The sequence below is a fragment of the Crossiella sp. SN42 genome, from assembly GCF_023897065.1.
Classification (GTDB): domain Bacteria; phylum Actinomycetota; class Actinomycetes; order Mycobacteriales; family Pseudonocardiaceae; genus Crossiella.
In genome coordinates this window covers 166,138-185,948 of the sequence record NZ_JAMHIV010000002.1, presented here as the reverse complement: position 1 = coordinate 185,948, position 19,811 = coordinate 166,138, and the positions used below count along the sequence as shown (strand labels likewise).

Below are 19,811 nucleotides of genomic sequence, written 5' to 3'. Positions count from 1 at the left end.
CCGCTGTGAGGTGTGACACATACAAGTGTTGAAACACCCGGCCGGGCGCGCACGAACTGACACGTAGAGCCGGGCTGAACTTCCCTCAGCTTTCCGGCCGTCGGAAGGAACATGCGATGCGATTCACCGGGATCCTGCGAATCGGTGCGGCGCTGGCCGCCGTCGCCTTGGCCGCCGCCTGTGGCACACCGGGGCAGGGATCCGCCGGGGGCAGCAAGTCGCTGGTCGCTCGCGCCGAGGACACCAAGAAGGTGACCATCGGGGTTCGCTTCGACCAGCCGGGCCTGTCGCTGAAGGTCACCGAGACCAAGTTCGAGGGCTTCGACATCGATGTGGCGAAGTACATCGCCGGCCAGCTCGGTGTGCAGCCCTCGGGCATCACCTGGAAGGAGGTGCGCGCCGCCGACCGGGAGAAGCTGATCAAGGACGGGTCGGTGGACTTCGTGGTCGCGACCTACTCGATCAACGACACCCGGAAGCAGTCGGTGTCCTTCGCCGGCCCGTACTTCGTTGCGGGGCAAGGCATCCTGGTCCGTTCGACCACCAACAACATCACCGGCCCGGAGTCGCTCAACGGCAAGAAGCTCTGCTCGGTCAAGGACTCCACCTCGGCCCAGCAGGTGCGGCAGAAGTTCGCCAAGGACGCCCAGCTCGTCGAGTACTTCCGGTACTCCGAGTGCGTCAACGCGCTGCTGCTCAACAACGTCGACGCGGTCACCACCGACGACGTGATCCTGGCCGGGTTCGCCGCGCAGAACCCCGAGCTGCTCAAGATGGCCGGCAAGTCGTTCACCCAGGAGCGGTACGGCATCGGCCTGAACAAGGACGACGCCGAGGGCCGGACCGCGATCAACGCCGCGATCGAGAAGATGATCAGCAGCGGCGAGTGGAAGAAGTCCATCGACCGCAACGTCGGGCCCTCTGGCTACCAGGTGCCGACGCCGCCGTCGATCACGGAGCGGTAGCTCTCACCAGCGCAGACGGCGGGCGTCTCCCGGATTGGGGGACGCCCGCCGTCTTTTTTTGGCCGAGCGGGAACATACCCCTGGGGGGTATCGTTGCAGTGGTCGTCCACTGAGGAGGAGAGAGCAGTGCGCGAACACGAGCAGCAGACGAAGCGGGATGAGCACGCGGGGCACGGCGCTGGCGGCCACGAGGGCGGCGGGCACGGCGCACACGCGAGCCACGGCGGCGCGCAGGCGGGCTACGGCGCGGACGGGCACGTGGGGCACAGCGCCGGTGGGCATGCGGCCCATGGCGGCGGTGGCGGCCACGAAGGCCATGGCGGCGGTGGGGGCCACGGCGGCGCGCATGCGGGCCACGGCGCTGGCGAGCATGGCGGACACGCGGGCCACGGCGCTGGCGGGCATGGCGACCACGCGGCGCAGTTCCGGGACCGGTTCTGGCTGAGCCTCGTGCTCAGCGTCCCGGCCGTGTTCGCCTCGCACATGGTCTCCGGCTGGCTCGGCTACCACGTCCCGTCCTGGCTCACCTGGGTCGCCCCGGTCTTCGGCACCGTGGTCTTCCTCTACGGCTGCGTCCCCTTCCTCACCGGCGCGGTCGGCGAGCTCCGCGCCCGCAAGCCGGGCATGATGACCCTGGTCGCGATGGGCACCTCGGTCGCCTTCCTGGCCAGTGCGCTGGCCACCCTCGGCGTGCTCGGGCCTGAGCTGGACTTCTGGTGGGAGCTGGCGCTGCTGGTGGTGATCATGCTGCTCGGGCACTGGCTGGAGATGCGTGCGCTCGGGCAGGCCTCCGGCGCGCTGGCGGCGCTGGCTGAGTTGTTGCCGGACACCGCGGAACGCCTTGGGCCGGATGGGAACCCGGTGCCGGTGCCGTTGGCGGAGCTGGCCGTGGGGGATGTGGTGCTGGTGCGGTCCGGTGGGCGGGTGCCCGCGGACGGTGTGGTGGTGGACGGGGCGGCTGAGGTCGACGAGTCTATGGTGACCGGGGAGTCGCGGACGGTGCGGCGCGGTGCCGGGGACCGGGTGGTGGCGGGCACGGTGGCCACCGACTCGGCGGTGCGGGTGCGGATCAGCGCGGTGGGGGAGCAGACCGCGCTGGCCGGGATCCAGCGGCTGGTCGCGCAGGCCCAGGAGTCGCGGTCGCGGGTGCAGGCCCTGGCCGACCGGGCGGCGGCCGCGTTGTTCTACTTCGCCGCGGCGGCTGGGGTGCTCACCTTCCTGGTCTGGACGCTGCTCGGGGATCTCACCGCCGCCGTGGAGCGCACCGTGACGGTGCTGGTGATCGCCTGCCCGCACGCCCTCGGGCTGGCCATCCCACTGGTGATCGCGCTGTCCACCTCGCTGTCGGCCCGCGCGGGCATCCTGGTCAAGGACCGGCTCGCGCTGGAGCGGATGCGCCAGGTCGACGCGGTGCTCTTCGACAAGACCGGCACCCTCACCAAGGGCCGTCCCGCGGTGCTCGGCGTGACCGGGCACCCGGACACCCTGCGGCTGGCCGCCGCCGCGGAGAGCGACTCCGAGCACCCGCTGGCCCGCGCCGTGCTCGCCGCCGCCGGGTCGGACATCCCGCGCGCCAGTGACTTCCGCTCGCTGACCGGGCGGGGGGTGCAGGCCACCGTGGACGGGTCGCTGATCAGCGTCGGCGGACCGGCGTTGTTGCGGGAGAAGGGGATCGAGCCGCTGACCGGGGCGACCGAGGAGTGGGCGGCCCGGGGTGCGGCGGTGCTGCACGTGTTGCGGGACAACGAGGTGCTGGGCGCGATCGGCCTGGCCGACGAGGTGCGGCCGGAGTCGCGGGAAGCCGTGGCCGAGCTGCACCGGGCCGGGGTGCGGGTGGTCATGGTCACCGGGGACGCCCGGCACGTGGCCGAGGCGGTCGCGGCCGAGCTCGGCGTGGACGAGGTGTTCGCCGAGGTGCTGCCCGAGGACAAGGACTCCGCGGTGCGGGCGCTGCAGGACCGCGGGCACCGGGTGGCCATGGTCGGCGACGGGGTGAACGACGCGCCCGCGCTGGCCCGTGCGGACGTGGGCATCGCCATCGGCGCGGGCACCGATGTGGCCATCGAGTCCGCGGGCGTGGTGCTGGCCAGTGACGACCCGCGCGGGGTGCTCGCGGTGCGGCGGCTGTCGGTGGCCAGCTACCGCAAGATGCGGCAGAACCTGGTGTGGGCCACCGGTTACAACGTGCTCTCGGTGCCGCTGGCCGCCGGGGTGCTGGCCGGGATCGGGTTTGTGCTGCCGCCCGCGGTGGGCGCGGTGGCGATGAGCTTGTCCACCATCGTGGTCGCGCTCAACGCCCAGCTGCTGCGCCGGGTCCGGCTCAACAGGGCCAGCGCGGAGCGTCCAGCTTCAGGTTCTTCCGCATCGAGCTGAAGCCGAGCTTGCGGGTGACGGGGCAGAACTTGTCGTTGGGCACGTCGTACTCGGCGTGCAGGACCGCCTTGCCCGCCTTGATGAACGGGGTGAGCTGGGCGCACTCGTCGAACTCGGCGCACTGCTCGTTGACCGCGAAGTCGAACTCGGCCACCAGCTGCGGAACCAGCCCGAGCGCGTTCTTCAGCCCGATGGCCAACCCCTTGCCGTGGGCCAGTTTCGCCAGCGCCCGGTTGTAGGCGAGCTGGTCCTCGGCGGAGATCTGATGGCCGGTGTCGTGGGCGTAGGCATCGGCCAGGTCGGCCTCGATCCCGTCGAAACCCTTGTCCCGGCACACCTGGAACCGCTCGGCCATCACCGGCAGCAGCACGTCCAGGCGCCTGACGTCCAGCCAGCGTTCGCCGGGCCAGCCGTTCTCCTTGCCCTGCACCGGGCCGCGCAGGCGGTGCGCGTCCGGGCGGTAGTCCTCGCTGGCGCCCACGTTGACGTAGCAGATCACCTTGCTGCCCTTGGCCTGGAGCTCGCGGACCACCTCGGGGCCGTTCTCCACCGCGTCGATGTCGAAGACCTCGGCCTTGACCGAGGTGTCCACCGGCACGGTCAGCTGCCACTGCCAGGTCACACCGGGCGCGGGGCGCCAGCGCTGCTGGGGCTCCGGAGACCTGGGCGGGGGCGGCGGGGCGGACCCCGGCTCCGACGGCGAAGGAGCCGGGGTCCCCGTGCTGCCGGGCGGGGCGTCCGTGCTGGTGGCAGCGGTCACTGAGGCGGCGGCGGTGGCGGCCTGCTCCTCGGTGGCGTTGCCCGACGTGCAGCCGCCTGCCGCCAGCGCGGCGGCCAGCAGTACGGTCAGGAGACCCGTCGTGGGCCGCAGCGGCCGACGGCCAGGGTCTGCCGGTTGAAATGCCCCGCAAGTCGTCGCCACGGGTTCGCTCCGTCCAGGTCGGTCACGTACACCGCGCCCGCGTTGAACCGCGAGGCCCGCTGCAACGTCCGTTCGGTCTCGCCCCTCGGCGTGCCGTAGACCAGGTGGCAGAACCGCTGGGCCGGCATGCCGTAGGCCCAGGCCGGGACCTTGAGGTTCTCGTGCTCGCGCAGCCGTCCCTCGAAGGTGACCAGCAGGTCGGCCAGCTTGGCGTACCCGTAGGCCGGGTAGACGCCGTGGTTGAACACCACCGTGCGCGCGCCCATCCCGCGGGCCGCGGCGGCCAGGCTCTTGTACTGCGGCAGGTGCTCGGCATCGGCCGAGACCTGGTCGAAGAACACCCCGTCCACCCGGTACCAGGCGTGGTAGCGGGCGATCTGGCGCTGCACCAGCTCCCGCGAGCAGCGCCCGTAGCCGGTGTCCACGTAGCCCATCACCGGGATGCCGGCCAGCTTGAGCCGCTGCACCACGGCGCTGAACATGATCTCCTTCGCCAGCCCTGGGCCGCTGTCGATGTTGAGGATCACCAGGCGCAGGTACTCCGCGGCGCTGACCAGCGTCTGCCAGTCGGCCGGGGCGGTGGTGGGGTGGAAGTAGGCCGGAACCGCGAGCAGCCCGCGGTCCGGTTCCATGGTCATGTGCGGCATTGCGCCTCCTGCCAGAGGTCCGATAGCGAGGTGGCCAAGTCGATGGCGGGCCGCCAGTCGAGGGCCTTCCCGATCGCGCTGATCTCGGCCTGCTGCCACGGCACCTCCGCCGAGCGCGCGGAGCCTGCGTCAGCCTGCCTGATCGGGCCGGTGTAACCGGCTATCCCGGTGAGCGCCTTGGCCAGCTCGCCCACCGTGACTCCCTCTCCACTGCCGACGTTGAGCACGGGGTCACCGATCTCCGGGGCCAGTGCCGCGGCGTAGACCGCCTCGGCGACGTCCCGGACGTCGATGAAGTCCCGCACCGCGGAGAGCGGGCCGAGCCGGACCTCGTCGCCCTCCGCTTGGGCCCGAAGCAGCTCCTGGGCCAGCCTTCCGGCGACGTTGCCGGGCGGTGATCCGGGGCCGATCGGGTTGAACACCCGCAGTACCACGGCATCCAGGCCTGCCACGCGGGCAAGGCAGACCAACCGGCTGGCGGCCAGCTTGGTGATCCCGTAGACGCCGACCGGTCGTGTCGGAGTCTGCTCGGTGACGGGCTCGCCCGTCACCACCCTGCCGTATTCCGCAGCCGAACCGAGATGCACCAGACGCACTCGCGCGGGGCCGCACAGCGCGGCCCGCACCAGCGCGGCGGGCAGATCTATGTTGCAGGCGGCCAGATCGGCGGGATCGCCGCCGACCAGACCGGCGCAGTTGATCACGATGTCGGGGGCGGTCCGCGCGAGCAGTCCCCCGATCGGGTGAGCGTTTTCGGCTGTCAGGTCGAGCCGGATGTGCCAGGAGGAAGAGGGCAGTGGCCCGCGCGCGACCGTCACGACCTCCAGGCCGGCCCGCTCGGTGAGCCGCCGGTGGACGTGCCTGCCGATGAAGCCGGTGGCGCCGAGCAACAACACGCGGGGCACTGCGATCTCCTCAGATTGTCTGATGTGGACGGTCATTGTGGACGGTGGAGACGGCGGACGGCGGGTCGGTCGTCTCCGGGGGCCGCCGGTCTCAGGCGGGCACCTTCAGCGGCGGGTGCTGCAACGGCGTGTCCTTGAGCAGGCTGTGCCGCAGCACCGGGAACTCGGCGTTGGCCCGGTCGTAGTCGTCCGGGCGGCCGATGTCCAGCCAGTAGCCGTCGAACTCGTAGCTGCTGGGCGGGGTGTCGGTCTTGAGCAGGTCCAGCACCAGCTCGTCGAAGCCCAGCGGCAGCCCCGGCGTGTAGCCGCGCAGCGCCTCCCGGCTGACCCCGTAGACGCCCATGCTGACCCGGTAGTCCAGGGTCGGCTTCTCGGTGAACTCCACGATCTTGCCGTCCGCCGCGCTCAGCACGCCGAAGTCGATCTTCACCTGGCGCTGGTAGGTGGCCACGGTCAGCGGCGCGTTCTCCGCGCTGTGCCTGCGCAGCAGCGCGCCGTAGTCCAGGTCGGTGAGCACGTCGCCGTTCATCACCAGGAAGTGCTCCGGCAGCGAGTCCAGCAGCTGCACCACCGGGCCGATGGTGCCCAGTGGGTTCTCCTCCTCGGCGTAGTCCACCGCCATGCCCCACTTGCCGCCGTCGCCGACGTAGGAGCGGATCAGGTCGCCGAGGTAGCCGATGGCCAGGGTGGCGCTGCGGAAACCGCTGTGCGCCAACTGGGTCATCACGATGTCCAGGATGGAGAACTCGTCGCCGATGGGCACCAGCGGCTTGGGCAGGCAGGTGGTGTACGGCCGCAGCCGGACGCCCTTGCCACCGGCCAGGATGATCGCGTGCATCGTCGTTGCCCCTTGTCCTGTCTGGTTGGTCACTGGGTGTAGATGCCGGGCTTGTAGTGCGCCAGGTTGGCCGGGTCCCGGAACCACTCGATGGTCTCGGCCAGGCCCTCGTCCCTGGTGTGCGCCGGGGCCCAGCCGGTGCGCTCACGCAGCTTCGCCGCGTCGCACACCAGCCGCTGCACCTCGGAGTTCTTCGGCCGGATGCGCTGGGCGTCCTCGGTGACCACCGCGTCCACGCCCATCACCCGCACCAGGTCCTCGGCCAGCTGCCCGATGGAGACCTCCTCGCCGGTGCCGGCGTTGAACAGCTCGCCCACCACGGCTGAGGCCGGTGCGGTGCCCAGGGTGTGGAAGGCGGCCGCGGTGTCCTTGACGTAGAGGAAGTCGCGGGTCGGGTCCAGCGCGCCCAGCTTCAGCTCGGTGGCCCCGGCGGCCAGCTGGCTGATCACGGTGGGGATCACCGCGCGGGCGGACTGGCGCGGGCCGAAGGTGTTGAACGGCCGCAGCGTCACCGCGGGCACGTCGAAGCTGAGCTGGTAGGACTCGACCAGCTTGTCCGCGCCGATCTTGGAGGCGGCGTAGGGGGACTGGCCCTGCAACGGGTGCGCCTCGCTGATCGGCACGGTCAGCGCGGTGCCGTAGGTCTCGCTGGTGGAGGTGTGCACCAGCCTGGGGGTCTGCTCGGCGCGCACCGCGTCCAGCACGTTCAGCGTGCCGATCACGTTGGTGTCCACATAGGACCGTGGCGCGCGGTAGGAGTAGGGGATCGCGATCAGCGCGGCCAGGTGGTAGACGGCCTCGGCGCCCTCGATGAGCTCGCGGGCGCTGGCCTGGTCCCGGACGTCGCCCAGCACGACGTCGACCTGGTCCAGCACCTCGGCCGGCAGCGAGTCCAGCCAGCCCCAGGAGCCGAAGGAGTTGTAGAGCACCATGGCGCGCACCCGGTGGCCGTGCGCGACCAGGCGCTCGACCAGGTGGGAGCCGATGAAGCCCTCGGCGCCGGTAACGGCGACGACGTTGGACACGATGTGCCTCTTTCTTGTTGGCGGGACTGGGTTTGCTAGCGGTGGCGGACCGCGCTGCCGAGCGAGCCGGCCGCGTGGCAGTACAGGACCAGGAGCAGGGCCAGTGCGACGGACAGCTGCACCCACACGGTGCCCAGCGGCCAGTGCCCGGCCCCGCCGGTGAGGGTGAAGGCCACCTCGGCGGCCAGCGCCGCGCCGCAGGCGAGCAGCGCGATGGTGTTGAGCCCCAGCGCCTGAACCAGCAGGGCGAGGAACAGGGCGCCACCGAGGGCGAGGTAGGCGGTGTAGGTGGGCACCGCGGCGGGGATGGCCCCCGGCACGGCGAGCAGCACCACGGCGCACAGCGCGGCCGCGGCGAGCAGGTAGCGGGTCAGCACCCCGGTGAGCACGAACCGGGAACGCCGGGCGAAGCCGGGCAGCGAGGTGCTCTCCCGCAGCAGGCGGCCCATCCGCCTGCGGTAGCCGAACAGGCACCACTCGGCGATGCCCATGCTCAGCGAGATCGGCAGCGCGGCCAGTGCCGCGCCCGGGATCTCCGGCGCGCCCGGCAGCACCGCCCACACCACCGGCAGCGCGAGCAACCCGGCCGCGCACAGGCCGAACAGCGCGTGCGGCAGCGCATTGCGCAGCTCGGTCCAGCCGAGCTTGGCCTTGTCCCGCACCGGGTTCGCCGGTCTGGTCCGCCAGAGGGCGAACCCGGTGGTGAGCAGCACCGAGCCGATCAGGCCGAGCAGCTCGGCCCAGTGCGGCAGCAGCCGGTGGTCGCCGAGCAGGTGCAGGCCACCGGCCAGCACCGCGGGCGTCAGGGCCAGCAGCAGCAACAACTCCGCGCCGCGCACCAGCAGCACGGTGGCCGCCAGCAGGTAGACGCCCTGCCCGATGCCCAGGGCCAGCACCGCCCAGCCCGCGTCGCTGGCCACGGCCAGCCCGGTGGACAGCAGCGCGACCAGCGCGCCGCAGGCGAACAACCCGTGGCGCAGCACCGAGTACGACGCCGCCGCCCGGCCCTGGCCGAGCCGGACGTAGCCCAGGTAGGACAGACCCTGGCTCAGCGTCCAGGACAGCACCAGCGAGCCCACCAGCACCGCCAGCGCCGCCGGTCGCACCAGCAGCGGGGTCGCCGCGGTGTAACCCAGGCCGGGCAGCGCGAAGAGCACGCCGCGCAGCAGGTGCAGCTTCGGGTTGGCCGCCCAGACCTCGGGCTGCGGGGCCGGTTCGGCCGGCGCGCGCGGCACCAGCCGGAACAGCTCCTCGGCCAGGGAGAACACGTCGGGACAGCCGTAGCGGGCCTTGACCGCCTGGTCGGAGAGCCCGTCGGCCTCCAGCCCCGCGGCCACCTCCAGCGGGTCGACCGCGTTGGCGCACAAGGACTCGAACCGGTGCGCCAGCTCGCGCAGCCGCGGCGGGATGTCCAGGGTGCGCACATCCGGCAGCGCCTGCGGGAGGCCGAGCACGCCGATGTGCTCCAGCTCGGGCACGGTGCCCGCGCTCATGACGCGGCCGCCGTGAGCGCGCGCGCCTGCTCGGTGACCACGCCGAGCCCGGTGTAGAGCTCGTCGAAGGTGCCCACCGCCTTGTCCACGGTGAACAGCTCCAGCGCGCGGTGCCGGGCCGCGGCGGCCATCGCGTGCCGCAGGTCCCGGTCGGCCAGCAGCCGCACGCAGGCCTGCGCCATGGCCGCCGGATCCCGTGGCGGCACCACGATCCCGGTGTCGCCCACGGCCTCCGGCACCCCGCCGACGTCGGTGGCCACGCAGGCGCGGCCCACCGTCATCGCCTCGATCAGGGTGTACGGGAAGCCCTCGGAGATGCTGGAGAGCACCACCACGTGCCCGGCCACGTAGGCGTCCCTGATGTCCTCCACCCGGCCCTCGAAGAGCACCCGGTCGCCGACGCCCAGGCTGTTCGCCAGCTCCTTGCAGCGGTTGGCGTAGGCCTCGCCGCCCTTGGGGGTGCCGCCGAAGAGGCGCAGCCGCACCTTCGGCACCTGCTCGCAGACCAGCGCGAAGGCCTTGATCAGGGTCTCCAGGTCCTTGATCGGGTCCACCCGGCCCGCCCAGCTCAGCGTGGGCACCTCGGGTTCGGCCTCCACCGCGGGGAAGTCGGCCGGGTCGACGCCGTTGTAGACGGTGCGGATGAGGGCCGGGTCGGTGCCCAGCCGCTCCTCCCAGCGCTTGTTGTAGATGTTGCCGGGCGCCACCAGCGCCGCGGTGCGGTAGGCCAGCTCGCACACCTGCCGGAAGAAGGCCAGGTGCAGCGCCTTCACCGGGTGCCGGTAGGGCGAGTTGCGGTAGCCCAGGTAGCGCTCCCGCAGGTAGATCCCGTGCTCGGTGAGCAGCAGCGGGGTCTGGTGGCACCAGTGGGCGGTGAGCGCGGGCAGCGCGGCCAGCCCGTTGGCCACGCAGTGCGAGACGTCGGCCAGGATCGGTGGCGCGGCCAGCGGCCGGAGCGAGTGCTCCAGCAGCTCGACCGCGGTCACCGCGTCCGCCACCGTCGGCGGCTTGCCCAGCTCGGCGGGCCAGTCCCGCCAGGCGGCCATCATCGCCCGCACCGCGTCCTCATCGCGCAGGCTGGCCGAGAGGTCGTGCTGCCGGCTGTAGTCGAACAGGGCGCGCAGCACGGTGGTGAAGCGGGCCGCCTTGTCCGGCAGTCCGGCCACGGTGAGCGTGGCCAGCAGCTCCCGGAACAGCTCGCCGAACCCGCGCAGGGCCCGCCGCCCCGGCCTGCGGCCGTGGTGGTCGGCGCCCCACAGCGGGACCAGCGTCAGCGAGGCCACGTTGGGCGGCAGCTCCCACGCGGTGGGCTCCTGCCCGGTGGAGACCAGCGCCAGCAGGTGGAACCGGTGTTGCGGCAGCCCGCGCACGAGCTGGTCGCACCACACGCTCACCCCGCCGAAGCTGTGCGGGTAGGTGCCCTCGGTCATCAGCGCGACGTCCATCGGAGTCAGGCCGGCAGCACGAGGGTGAACGTGCCACCGGTGCTGCGCCGCCAGTCCGAGCGCTCACCGGCGTAGGCCTGGCCCCACAGCGGGCCGGGCAGCCCGAGCAGACCGGGCGTGCGGGTGCCCTCCGGCACCGTCACCGGCACGTCCAGCCCGCTGGGCGCGATGGTGTGCACCCGGCCGTTGAGCAGGTAGCCGGAGACCTTGCCCGCGGCGACCGCGGCCCGCCAGGCGCTCTGCCGCTTCATCGCGGTGCCCGCCTCCGAGAGCCTCGGGTTCACGATCGGCGCGTTCGCGGCGAAAGTGTTGCGGTAGCTGGAAAGCATGCCCTCGACCATCGGGTAGAGCAGCCGCTCCTCGGCGATGTTGGACTGGTGCGCGTACTGCGGCCGCGCGTCGTTGCCGAGGATGAACCGCATGCCCAGGCGGACCTGGGTGGGCACGATGTAGGAGTCGAAACCGTTGGCGCCCAAGGGCTGGATGCAGGTGGTGGTCTGCGGGTTGTCCTCGCAGATGCCGGAACCGCCGTTGGCGCGGGAGGTGTAGATCCAGTTGTACTCGTCGACCATCTCGGCCTTGGTGCCCACGTTGTAGAACACCGAGATCGGGTAGCGCGGCACGCCCTGCGCGGTGCCCACCTGGCGCAGCGCGGGCTCGCGGGAGGCGTCCAGGCCGATCCAGGCCACCCCGGTCTCGCGCAGCGCGGCCACGTAGTTGGGGTTGTCCAGCGGCTGCTGCGGCAGGATCTTGGTGCCGGAGTGCTCACCGGCGAGCATCTCGTTGCGCTGCAAGGAAAGACCCTTGTTCACGCCCCACTGGTGGTTCTTGTTGATCTCGGTGACGATGTCGGCCTTGGGCAGCCACTTCACCGAGCCGTCCGGGTTGGTCGCGCACCGCCAGGGCACCACCGAGGTGTCCTGCACGCAGCCGAGGAACTTGTGCGAGTAGGTGTGGTTGGCCCAGCGGAACTGGCCCCGGTTCTGCAGCAGCGCGGTGGTCAGCGGGTCCGAGCCCTGGGCGGCGACCACCTCGTCGCTGCCATAGGCGTTGTAGTACATGTCCAGCTTGAACCCGTGCTGCTGCTGCCACTGCACCACCTTGGTGACATCGGCCGGGTTCATCCGGATCGCGGGCAGCGCGGGCACGTCGCCCTGGCAGTCGATGTCGCCGGGGGTGCAGTTGTGCTCGCTGCTCCAGCGGTCGTCGCCGTCGAAGACGTCGTCGATGTGCACGCTGAGGTAGGAGCGGTGGTGTCCGAAGTGGACTCCCTTGGTGAGCCAGCTGATCAGCCCGTGCTGGAGCACCTTGAACTGGGCCTGCTCGCTGTTGTAGGCCACGTTGAGGGTCAGCTGCTCCCGGGCGCCCTGCTTGAGCACCCCGGCCAGCACGCCCTGCTGGCTGCCGTCGGGGGAGACGCCGGTGAGGTACGGGGTGAAGGTGGCGCCGGTGGCCGGGTCGTCGGGCACCGGGTTGGTGAGGTAGCCGTAGGCCTCCCACACCGCCGGGTCGCCGTTCTCGATCGCGACCGGCCCGCGCAGGTTGCGGAAGGCCCCGCCCAGCGCGCTCGCGGTGAGCTGCGCGGTAGTGCCGTCCAGCTGGCCCGCGTAGTGCGGGGTGTTCATGCCGACCTTGGCGCTGGGATAGGTGAAGGCGTTGACCTGGCGGATGCCGAAGCGGCTCTCGTAGGCGGCCAGCGCGTCCAGTTCCGCTTGGGCGAGCCCGGCGGGCGCCTCGTTGGGCAGCACCACCGCCTGGAACTTGGCCCGGGGAGTGGAGTTGACCGTGTCGGCGAGGTAGGCGGCGGTGAGCACCGGCCGCTGCGGGTCGGCCAGCCGGACCACGGTGCTGGGCACGCCCTCGTTGACCAGGGCGGCGCGGAAGGCCTCAGCGGAGGATCCACCGTCGGTGACGACGAGGACGTTGAGGTCGATCCGGGCGGGTGTGTCCGCGGCCGAGGCCACCGGGGTCATGCTGAGGGTCAGCACGAACGCGGTGGCGGCCGCGACCCGTAGCAAGACAGGGCGAAGCACACGAAGAGAACTCACGAAAACCCCGTTCATGCACGCGTCCGTGACCACACGTGCGGTGGAAAGGAAGGGCCGCCATTGCGGCTCCGCAAAATAAATCGCTCAGCACAAGGTTCTGTTACGGGTTCCGGCCGACCTCACTGATAACAGATAGGACGTGCGTCAAAAATCGCGTCGAGATCCGCCCCAAAGGCCCTTGACAGCGCAAGAAGTGCCAGCTGACCTGCACTTTTGGCGCAAGAACTGAGCCGAACGCCAGGATAGTTAGGCCATTTGGCGGCTCTGGACCTTTGGTTGCCAGAATGTCCGGATGGTGAGACCAAAGTTGCGCTGAGCTGGCTGAATCCGGTCTAGCGGGCTACTGATTGGTATACGGGCATACCTGATATGACGAGCGTTACCTGAAGGTTTCTTCAGCTGGAAAATCCTAAACTCGGCATCATGCAACACGCATCCAGCACGCAATCGATGACATGGCAGTTACTGTCACCCGTCTGCCCTGTCCCCATTTCTGGGTAACCGCGCGTCCGCGGGCAGGGCGAAGGGGTCCTCGGGCTGGAAGCAGCCGTGGTCGCGCATTTGGGGCCGCACAACGGCGAACGGCCCGAACCGGGGTGGCTCGGGCCGTTCGGGAAAGCGGTGCGCTACCTGCGTCTGGCCCGGGACAGCAGGGTCTGCATGACCACCACGACCACCAGGAACGCGCCGTTGACCACGGCCTGCATGCTGGAGTCGAAGCCGCCGACCTGGTTGATCACGTCCCGGATCACGTACAGCAGCGCCACCCCGGCCAGGGTGCCGCTCACCGAGCCGACGCCGCCGGTGAGCAGGGTGCCGCCGATGACCACCGCGGCGATGGCCTCCAGCTCCAGGCCCACGCCGATCACGGTGACGCCGGAACCGAGCTGGGCCGCGTTCAGCGTGCCCGCCAGACCGGCGAGCAGGCCGGAGATGACGTAGACGCTGACCTTGGTGCGGGCCACCGGCAGGCCCATCAGCGAGGAGGCGTCCTCGCTGCCGCCGATGGCGAACAGCCGCATGCCGAAGCGGGTACGCTGCAACACCAATCCGCCGATGAGGAACAGCGCCAGCGCGATCAGCACCGGGTAGCCGATGCCGAACAGCCTGCCCTGGCCGAGCTCCAGGAACGCGGTCTCGGTCTGCGGCACCAGGTAGGTCTGGCTGCCCTCCTCGGTGAGGAACTGCAGCAGGCCGCGGGCGAAGAGCAGGCCGCCCAGGGTGACGATGAACGGGGCCATCTTGGCCTTGCCCACCAACAGACCCTGGGCCAGGCCGATGGTGCCGCTGACCGCCAGTGGCAGCAGCAGCGCACCCGCCAGGCCCCATTCCCTCGCGCCGTAAGCGGCCAGCACCCCGGCCAGCGCGTAGACCGAGCCGACCGACAGGTCGATGCCGCCGGTGATGATCACCATCGTCATGCCGAGGGCGATCACCGCCAGGAAGCTGGCCTGCACGGCCAGGTTGCCCAGGTTGTAGGCGGTGAGGAAGGTGTCGAAGGTCGCGCCGCCGACGGCCAGCAGCACCGCCAGCACGATCAGCGCGCCGTGGCGCTGGACGATCCGGGCGGCCTGCTCGCCGCGGCGAGCAGCCTCGGCGGGCGGGGCGGTCGCGGGGGCGGTCTTGACGCTCGGCCCCGCGAGCGGGCCTTCGGGAGTCATCGGGAACCGTTCCCTTCTCGCTGCACCAGCACCGCGGCCGCGATGATCAGTGCCTGGGCCATCTGCGCCAGCGAGGCGGGCACATCGTTCTTGATCAGGGTGGCCACGATCAGCTGCATCAGCGCCGCACCAGCGACCGTGCCCAGGATGCGCACCCGGCCACCGGTGAGCGGGGTGCCGCCGACCACCACCGCGGTGATCGCGGCCAGCTCGATCAGCTCGCCCAGCCGGGACGGGTCGCTGGCCGACAGCCGTGCGGTGGCCAGCACCCCGGCGATCGCGGCCAGCATGCCGCTGACCACGTACACCGTGACCAGCACCCGCTTGACCGGCAGCCCGGCGAACTGGGCCGCCTTGGGGTTGCCGCCGATCGCGACCACCTGCCGCCCGAACGTGGTCCGGGAGACCAGCAGGCCGACCAGCACCGCGAGCACCGCGGCGATCAGCACCGTGTACGGGATGCCCAGCACCGAACCCGCGCCCAGCTCGCGCAGCTGCGGGTTGCGGATGTCCTTGAGCTGCCCGCCGGCCAGCACCAGCGCCAGCCCGCGCCCGCCGACCAGCAGCGCCAGCGTGGCCACAATTGGCTGCACACCAACAAAAGCCACCAGGTAGCCGCTGAGCAGCCCGGCCGCCGCGCCGGCCAGCAGGCACACGCCTGCCGACAGCCCGGCGCCGTAGCCCAGGTACAGCGGCAGCAGCGCGCTGGTGATGGCCATCACCGAGCCGACCGACAGGTCCACGCCCTTGGTGCCGATCACCAGCGCCATGCCCAGGGCGACCACCAGGGTCGGCACCATCTGCACGGCCTGGGTGCGCAGGTTGTCCGCGGTCAGGAAGTTGTCGGTGACCACCAGGTTCACCAGGAACAGCAGGCCCAGCGCGAAGTACACGCCGTAGTCGCGGACCAGGCCGAGCGCCCTGGCCCGGCCGGGGGCGGCCGCCGGGGCCGTCGCGGTTGTCATGCGCTGTCCTCTCTGGCCTCGGCGAGCGCGTTGAGCACCCCGTCGGCGGTGACCTCGTCGCCGCGCAGCTCGGCCACCGATCCGCCCTCGCGCAGCACGACCACCCGATCCGCGCCGTCGACCAGCTCGTCCAGCTCGCTGGAGACCATCACGATGGCCAGGCCCTGCTCGGCCAGCTCCTCGATCAGCGCCTGCACCTCGGCCTTGGCGCCCACGTCGATGCCCCGGGTCGGCTCGTCCAGCAGCAGCACCTTGGGCTCCACCGCCAGCCAGCGGGCCAGCATCACCTTCTGCTGGTTGCCGCCGGAGAGCTCGCTGACCCGCTGCTCCGGGCTGGAAGCCTTGATGCGCAGGCGTTTCATGAAGATGTCGACGACCTTGTCCTGCCGGGCGCGCGAGGTGATCCCGGCCTTGGACAACCGGGGCAGCGCGGCCAGCACGATGTTCTCCCGCACGGACAGGTGCGGGATGATGCCCTCGGCCTTGCGGTCCTCCGGCACCAGCACCATGCCCGCGCGGATCGCCGCCGCGGTGGACCCGCCCTTGAGCGGCTTGCCCGCCACGCTGATCTCGCCGCCGTCCAGGGTGAGCAGCCCGGCCAGCGCGGTGACCGTCTCGGTGCGGCCGGAACCGAGCAGTCCGCCCAGGCCGACCACCTCACCCGGCTGCACGCTCAGGTCCACCCCGGTGAGCACCGCGCGCTTGCGCAAACCCTTGGCGCGCAACACCGGCTGCCGCGAGTCGTCGCCGCCGGCATGGCTGTCGGAGAAGGCGGTGGTGCCCTCGCTGCGCACCTGCGCCACCTCGCGGCCCAGCATCAGCGCGACCAGCTCCAGCCTGCTGACCTCGCTCATCGGTCCACTGTGGACGGTGCGGCCGTCGCGCAGCACGGTGACCGAGTCGCAGATGGTGTAGAGCTCCGCCATCCGGTGGCTGACGTAGACCACCGACACCTCGCGCTGGTGCAGCCTGCGCACCACCTGGAAGAGGGTCTCCACCTCGCGCGGCTCCAGCGAGGAGGTCGGCTCGTCCATGATCACCACGCGCGCCTCGGTCTGCACCGCGCGCGCGATGGCCACCATCTGCTGCACGCCAAGGCCGAGCGAGCTCAGCTCCCGGCGCGGGTCGACCGGGATGCCCAGCTCGCCCAGCAGCTTCGCCGACTCCCGGCGCATCCGGCCGAAGTCCACCGTGCCGAAGCGGCCACGCGGCTCCCGGCCGAGGAACAGGTTGTGCGCCACCGACATCGACGGCACCAGGTTGACCTCCTGGTACACCGTGGAGATGCCGGCCTCCTGGGCCGCGGCGGGCCGGTCGAAGCTGACCGGCTCGCCGAGGAAGCGGATCTCGCCGCCGTCCGGGCGGTACACCCCGGTGAGCACCTTGATCAGGGTGGACTTGCCCGCGCCGTTCTCGCCGACCAGCGCGTGCACCTGGCCCGCGCGCAGGGTGAAGTCCACCTCGCGCAGCGCGTGCACACCGGCGAAGTGCTTGTCCACCCCGGCCGCCGTCAAGACGGCCGGGGTCAGACCGGGCACGGCCTCAGTAGGCACCGTTGACCTCTGCCTTGGCGTTGGCCTCGTCGTAGGCCTTGTCCGAGATGATGATCTTCTCCGGGATCGCCTCCCCGGCCAGGTACTTCTGCATGGTGGCGAAGGCCAGCGGGCCGAACCGCGGGTTGGACTCGATCACGCCGTTGATGTTGCCGTCCACGATGGCCTGCACCGCGTCCCTGGTGCCGTCCACCGAGACCACCTTGACGTCCGTGCCCGGCTTCTTGCCGGCCGCCCGGATCGCGTTGATCGCGCCCATGGCCATCTCGTCGTTCTCCGCGTAGATCGCGTTGATCTCCGGCTTCGACTGCAACAGCTGCTCGGCCACGGTCTGGCCCTTCTCCCGGGAGAAGTCGCCGGTCTGCTCGGCCACCACGGTGACGCCGGGGGTGCCCTTGATGGCGTCCTTGAAGCCGTTGGTGCGGTCGGTGGTGACGTTGTTGCCGGAGGAGCCGAGCAGGATGGCCACCTTGGCGCTGCCGCCGGTCACCTTGATCATCGACTCACCGGCGCGCTTGCCCTGGTCGACGAAGTCCGAGCCGATGAAGGCCAGGTAGTCCACGCACGGCTTGGCCGCGTTGAGCTTGCGGTCCACGGTCAGCACCGGGACCTTCTTCTCCCGGGCGGCGCGCAGGGCGGGTTCCAGGCCGTCGGAGTTCAGCGGGGCCACGATCAGCAGCTGCGCGCCCTGGGCGAGCATGGACTGGATGTCGGAGATCTGCTTGCCGAGGTCGGAGTTGGCGTTGGTGGTCAGCAGCCGCTTGACGCCGACCTTGTCCGCCTCGGCCTTGATGGAGGCGGTTTCGGCGATGCGGAACGGGTTGGCCTCCTTCTCCGACTGGGAGAAGCCGACGACCGCGTCCTTGAGGTCGATCTTCGGTGTGCCGTATGCGTCGATCTTGCAGGTGCTCCCGCCCTCCGGCTGGGCCGACTTCGTCACCTGCTCACCGCCGCCGCCGGTCGTGCCGGGGTTGCCGGAGTTCTCCGGGTTCGCGCAGCCGGCCAGCACAAGTGCGGCCGCCGCGACGAGCACCGCGCTGGACTTGAGGGATCGAACCTGCAAAGCAGTCATTGTCCACTCCTTTGTGGATCATGGACTGGGCGGTGAAACGCCAGTTGCCCCTGGGTCGGTGGTCACTATGAACGAAATTGATCGGTGGTTTCTGTACCGGTGACGTGCACCTGAACGCCGAGCGAGCGCAGCGCGGCCAGTTCGGCGGCGTCCGCGGCCCCGTCGGTGACCAGGTGGGTGATCGACTCCGGCGGCACGGTCTGCACCATGGTGTCCACGCCGATCTTGGTGTGGTCGGCGAGCACCACGATCTCGTCGGCCGCCGAGGCCATGGCCCGGTCGGTGCCGGCGACCGAGACGTTGGGGGTGGACAGGCCGCGCGCGGCGGTGAGCCCGTTGCCGGAGAGGAAGGCGCGCTGCACCCGCAGCCCGGCCAGGCCCTGCTCGGCGGCGGTGCCGACCAGCGCGAAGATCGAGCCGCGCAGGGTGCCGCCCGGCATGATCACCTCGATGCCCCTGGAACGCGCCAGCGCCTGCGCCACCAGCAGCGAGTTGGTCAGCACGGTCAGCTCGGCCAGCCGGGACAGGCGGCGGGCCAGCGCCTGGGTGGTGGTGCCCGCGCCGAGCACGATGGCATCGCCCGGCGCGACCAGCTCGGCGGCCAGGTCGGCGATGGCGGCCTTCTCGTCGCTGGCCACGTGGGTCTTCTCGGTGTGCGTTGGCTCGTAGGCCGGGCGGTCGGTGGCCACCGCGCCGCCGTGCCGCCGTGTCAGCAGGCCCTCGCCCTCCAGCTGGCGCAGGTCCCTGCGGACGGTGACCTCACTGGTCTTGACGATCCGGGCCAGCTCGCGCAACGAGACAGCGCCGTTGGAGCGAACCAGCTCCAGGATCACCTGTCGGCGCTCGTCAGCGAACACGAGGCGATCGTAAACGGACACAATCGGTCGGGGCACCCATCGACACCCCGGTCTTGGCCGTTTTGGTACCTCAGCGTGTCCGGTTCAGGACGGCCCGCACCCGCTGGTACCGGTTTCTCCAGTGCTCGGCCCGCTCCGGCGGCGCGGCGTGCTCGGCCAGCAGGTCCGGATCCGGCCCCGGCGCGGCCCGCGGCACCGGCAGGTAGCCGTCCACCGGCCGCAGCGACTCCCTGGTCACGTCGCCGGTGAACAGCGAGAGCGTGCCCAGCCCGCAGGCGAACTCCAGCTCCGGCAGCGCGCCGGCCAGCGCCAGCTGCGCGGCCAGCCCGACGCTGCTCTCCAGCGCCGAGGACACCACGCAGGGCAGCCCGGTCGCCTCGGCCACCCGCAGCGCCTGCCGCACCCCGCCCAGCGGCGTGCACTTGATCACCGCGATGTCCGCGGCCTCCCGCACGCCCGCGCGCAGCGGGTCGGCGGCCCGCCGGATCGACTCGTCCGCCGCGATCCGCACGTCCACCCGCCGCCGCACCTGCGCCAGCTCCTCGACACTCCGGCAGGGCTGTTCCACGTACTCCAGCCCACCGGCGGCCACAGCCATCCGCTTGATCCAGCGCACCGCGGTGTCCACGTCCCACACCGCGTTGGCGTCCACCCGGACCGCCCCGCCCGGCCCCAGCGCGTCCCGCACCGCGGCCAGCCGCTCCAGGTCCTCGGCCAGCGAGTCCGGGTGGTCGGCCACCTTGACCTTGGCCGTGCCGCAGCCGGACTCGCGCACCAGTTGATAGGCCCGCTCGGCGGAGACCACCGGGACGGTGCAGTTCACCGGGATCCGCTCCCGCACCGGCTCGGGCCAGCCCAGCTCGGCGGCCTCCACCGCGGTGGCCAGCCAGCGGGCGGAGACCTCGTCGTCGTAGTCCTCGAACGGGCAGAACTCGCCCCAGCCGGCCGGTCCGGGCAGCAGCAGCCCCTCCCGGACGGTGATGCCGCGGAACCGGGTGCGCAGCGGGATCGAGTAGACGTGCACGGCACCTCCGGGTCGCAT

The 19,811-nt window shown here is 71.3% G+C and carries 16 protein-coding genes; 2 read left to right on the top strand and 14 right to left on the bottom strand.

Annotation, left to right across the window (positions count from 1 at the left end; translation table 11 throughout):
• Positions 1 to 116: 116 nt before the first annotated feature.
• Together M8C13_RS03545 and M8C13_RS03540 are read left to right on the top strand one after the other, a co-directional pair.
• Positions 117 to 965 (top strand): glutamate ABC transporter substrate-binding protein, encoded by an 849-nt coding sequence (locus M8C13_RS03545; protein ID WP_252478986.1) that lies wholly within the window; start codon positions 117 to 119, stop codon positions 963 to 965.
• A gap of 126 nt (positions 966 to 1,091) precedes the next feature.
• Entirely contained in the window at positions 1,092 to 3,338 is a 2,247-nt protein-coding gene (locus M8C13_RS03540) for a copper-translocating P-type ATPase (protein WP_252478985.1), read from the top strand.
• On the opposite strand, the gene M8C13_RS03535 is transcribed toward M8C13_RS03540, so the two are convergent.
• From M8C13_RS03535 to M8C13_RS03470, 14 genes are all read right to left on the bottom strand, one after another.
• Positions 3,286 to 4,260, bottom strand: a complete 975-nt coding sequence (locus tag M8C13_RS03535; protein WP_252478984.1) for an endo alpha-1,4 polygalactosaminidase — start codon at positions 4,258 to 4,260, stop codon at positions 3,286 to 3,288. The two genes, M8C13_RS03540 and M8C13_RS03535, sit on opposite strands and share 53 nt — an antisense overlap.
• Complete coding sequence (locus M8C13_RS03530) at positions 4,185 to 4,898, bottom strand: spherulation-specific family 4 protein (RefSeq protein ID WP_252478983.1); 714 nt, start codon at positions 4,896 to 4,898, stop codon at positions 4,185 to 4,187. The genes M8C13_RS03535 and M8C13_RS03530 overlap by 76 nt, the downstream gene beginning before the upstream one ends.
• Complete coding sequence (locus tag M8C13_RS03525; protein WP_252478982.1) at positions 4,895 to 5,848, bottom strand: NAD(P)-dependent oxidoreductase; 954 nt, start codon at positions 5,846 to 5,848, stop codon at positions 4,895 to 4,897. The genes M8C13_RS03530 and M8C13_RS03525 overlap by 4 nt, the downstream gene beginning before the upstream one ends.
• Positions 5,849 to 5,903: 55 nt before the next feature.
• A complete protein-coding gene (locus tag M8C13_RS03520; RefSeq protein ID WP_252478981.1) occupies positions 5,904 to 6,650 on the bottom strand; it encodes a sugar phosphate nucleotidyltransferase in 747 nt (248 codons plus the stop codon).
• A gap of 29 nt (positions 6,651 to 6,679) precedes the next feature.
• On the bottom strand, positions 6,680 to 7,675 hold the full coding sequence (locus tag M8C13_RS03515) for an SDR family NAD(P)-dependent oxidoreductase (protein ID WP_252478980.1): 996 nt from the start codon (positions 7,673 to 7,675) through the stop codon (positions 6,680 to 6,682).
• Positions 7,676 to 7,710: 35 nt separating this feature from the next.
• Positions 7,711 to 9,168, bottom strand: coding sequence for a hypothetical protein (locus M8C13_RS03510; RefSeq protein WP_252478979.1), 1,458 nt, complete (start codon positions 9,166 to 9,168; stop codon positions 7,711 to 7,713).
• The gene (pelF, locus tag M8C13_RS03505) at positions 9,165 to 10,613 is read right to left on the bottom strand and encodes a GT4 family glycosyltransferase PelF (RefSeq protein WP_252478978.1); all 1,449 of its coding nucleotides are present in this window, start codon (positions 10,611 to 10,613) and stop codon (positions 9,165 to 9,167) included. The genes M8C13_RS03510 and pelF overlap by 4 nt, the downstream gene beginning before the upstream one ends.
• A gap of 5 nt (positions 10,614 to 10,618) precedes the next feature.
• Positions 10,619 to 12,631, bottom strand: coding sequence for a hypothetical protein (locus M8C13_RS03500; RefSeq protein WP_252478977.1), 2,013 nt, complete (start codon positions 12,629 to 12,631; stop codon positions 10,619 to 10,621).
• Positions 12,632 to 13,287: 656 nt separating this feature from the next.
• The gene (locus M8C13_RS03495; protein ID WP_252478976.1) at positions 13,288 to 14,322 is read right to left on the bottom strand and encodes an ABC transporter permease; all 1,035 of its coding nucleotides are present in this window, start codon (positions 14,320 to 14,322) and stop codon (positions 13,288 to 13,290) included.
• Positions 14,319 to 15,287 carry an ABC transporter permease gene (locus M8C13_RS03490; protein ID WP_252478975.1) on the bottom strand — a complete coding sequence of 323 codons (969 nt, stop codon included), beginning with the start codon at positions 15,285 to 15,287 and terminating at the stop codon, positions 14,319 to 14,321. Before M8C13_RS03490 ends, M8C13_RS03495 begins: the two co-directional genes overlap by 4 nt.
• A complete protein-coding gene (locus M8C13_RS03485) occupies positions 15,284 to 16,840 on the bottom strand; it encodes a sugar ABC transporter ATP-binding protein (protein WP_252478974.1) in 1,557 nt (518 codons plus the stop codon). Before M8C13_RS03485 ends, M8C13_RS03490 begins: the two co-directional genes overlap by 4 nt.
• The gene (locus M8C13_RS03480; protein WP_252478973.1) at positions 16,830 to 17,912 is read right to left on the bottom strand and encodes an ABC transporter substrate-binding protein; all 1,083 of its coding nucleotides are present in this window, start codon (positions 17,910 to 17,912) and stop codon (positions 16,830 to 16,832) included. Before M8C13_RS03480 ends, M8C13_RS03485 begins: the two co-directional genes overlap by 11 nt.
• 65 nt (positions 17,913 to 17,977) lie before the next feature.
• Positions 17,978 to 18,769, bottom strand: a complete 792-nt coding sequence (locus tag M8C13_RS03475) for a DeoR/GlpR family DNA-binding transcription regulator (protein WP_252478972.1) — start codon at positions 18,767 to 18,769, stop codon at positions 17,978 to 17,980.
• Between the two features lie 70 nt (positions 18,770 to 18,839).
• Positions 18,840 to 19,811 carry an o-succinylbenzoate synthase gene (locus M8C13_RS03470; RefSeq protein ID WP_252478971.1) on the bottom strand — a complete coding sequence of 324 codons (972 nt, stop codon included), beginning with the start codon at positions 19,809 to 19,811 and terminating at the stop codon, positions 18,840 to 18,842.

What these genes read in the sequence shown, in the direction of transcription:
- M8C13_RS03470 (WP_252478971.1), bottom strand. Translation starts at nt 19,811, where the DNA reads ATGCGACCCGGAGGTGCCGTGCACGTCTACTCGATCCCGCTGCGCACC.
- M8C13_RS03520 (WP_252478981.1), bottom strand. Translation starts at nt 6,650, where the DNA reads ATGCACGCGATCATCCTGGCCGGTGGCAAGGGCGTCCGGCTGCGGCCG.
- M8C13_RS03530 (WP_252478983.1), bottom strand. Translation starts at nt 4,898, where the DNA reads ATGACCATGGAACCGGACCGCGGGCTGCTCGCGGTTCCGGCCTACTTC.
- M8C13_RS03510 (WP_252478979.1), bottom strand. Translation starts at nt 9,168, where the DNA reads ATGAGCGCGGGCACCGTGCCCGAGCTGGAGCACATCGGCGTGCTCGGC.
- M8C13_RS03525 (WP_252478982.1), bottom strand. Translation starts at nt 5,848, where the DNA reads ATGACCGTCCACATCAGACAATCTGAGGAGATCGCAGTGCCCCGCGTG.
- M8C13_RS03495 (WP_252478976.1), bottom strand. Translation starts at nt 14,322, where the DNA reads ATGACTCCCGAAGGCCCGCTCGCGGGGCCGAGCGTCAAGACCGCCCCC.
- pelF (WP_252478978.1), bottom strand. Translation starts at nt 10,613, where the DNA reads ATGGACGTCGCGCTGATGACCGAGGGCACCTACCCGCACAGCTTCGGC.
- M8C13_RS03545 (WP_252478986.1), top strand. Translation starts at nt 117, where the DNA reads ATGCGATTCACCGGGATCCTGCGAATCGGTGCGGCGCTGGCCGCCGTC.
- M8C13_RS03490 (WP_252478975.1), bottom strand. Translation starts at nt 15,287, where the DNA reads ATGACAACCGCGACGGCCCCGGCGGCCGCCCCCGGCCGGGCCAGGGCG.
- M8C13_RS03480 (WP_252478973.1), bottom strand. Translation starts at nt 17,912, where the DNA reads ATGACTGCTTTGCAGGTTCGATCCCTCAAGTCCAGCGCGGTGCTCGTC.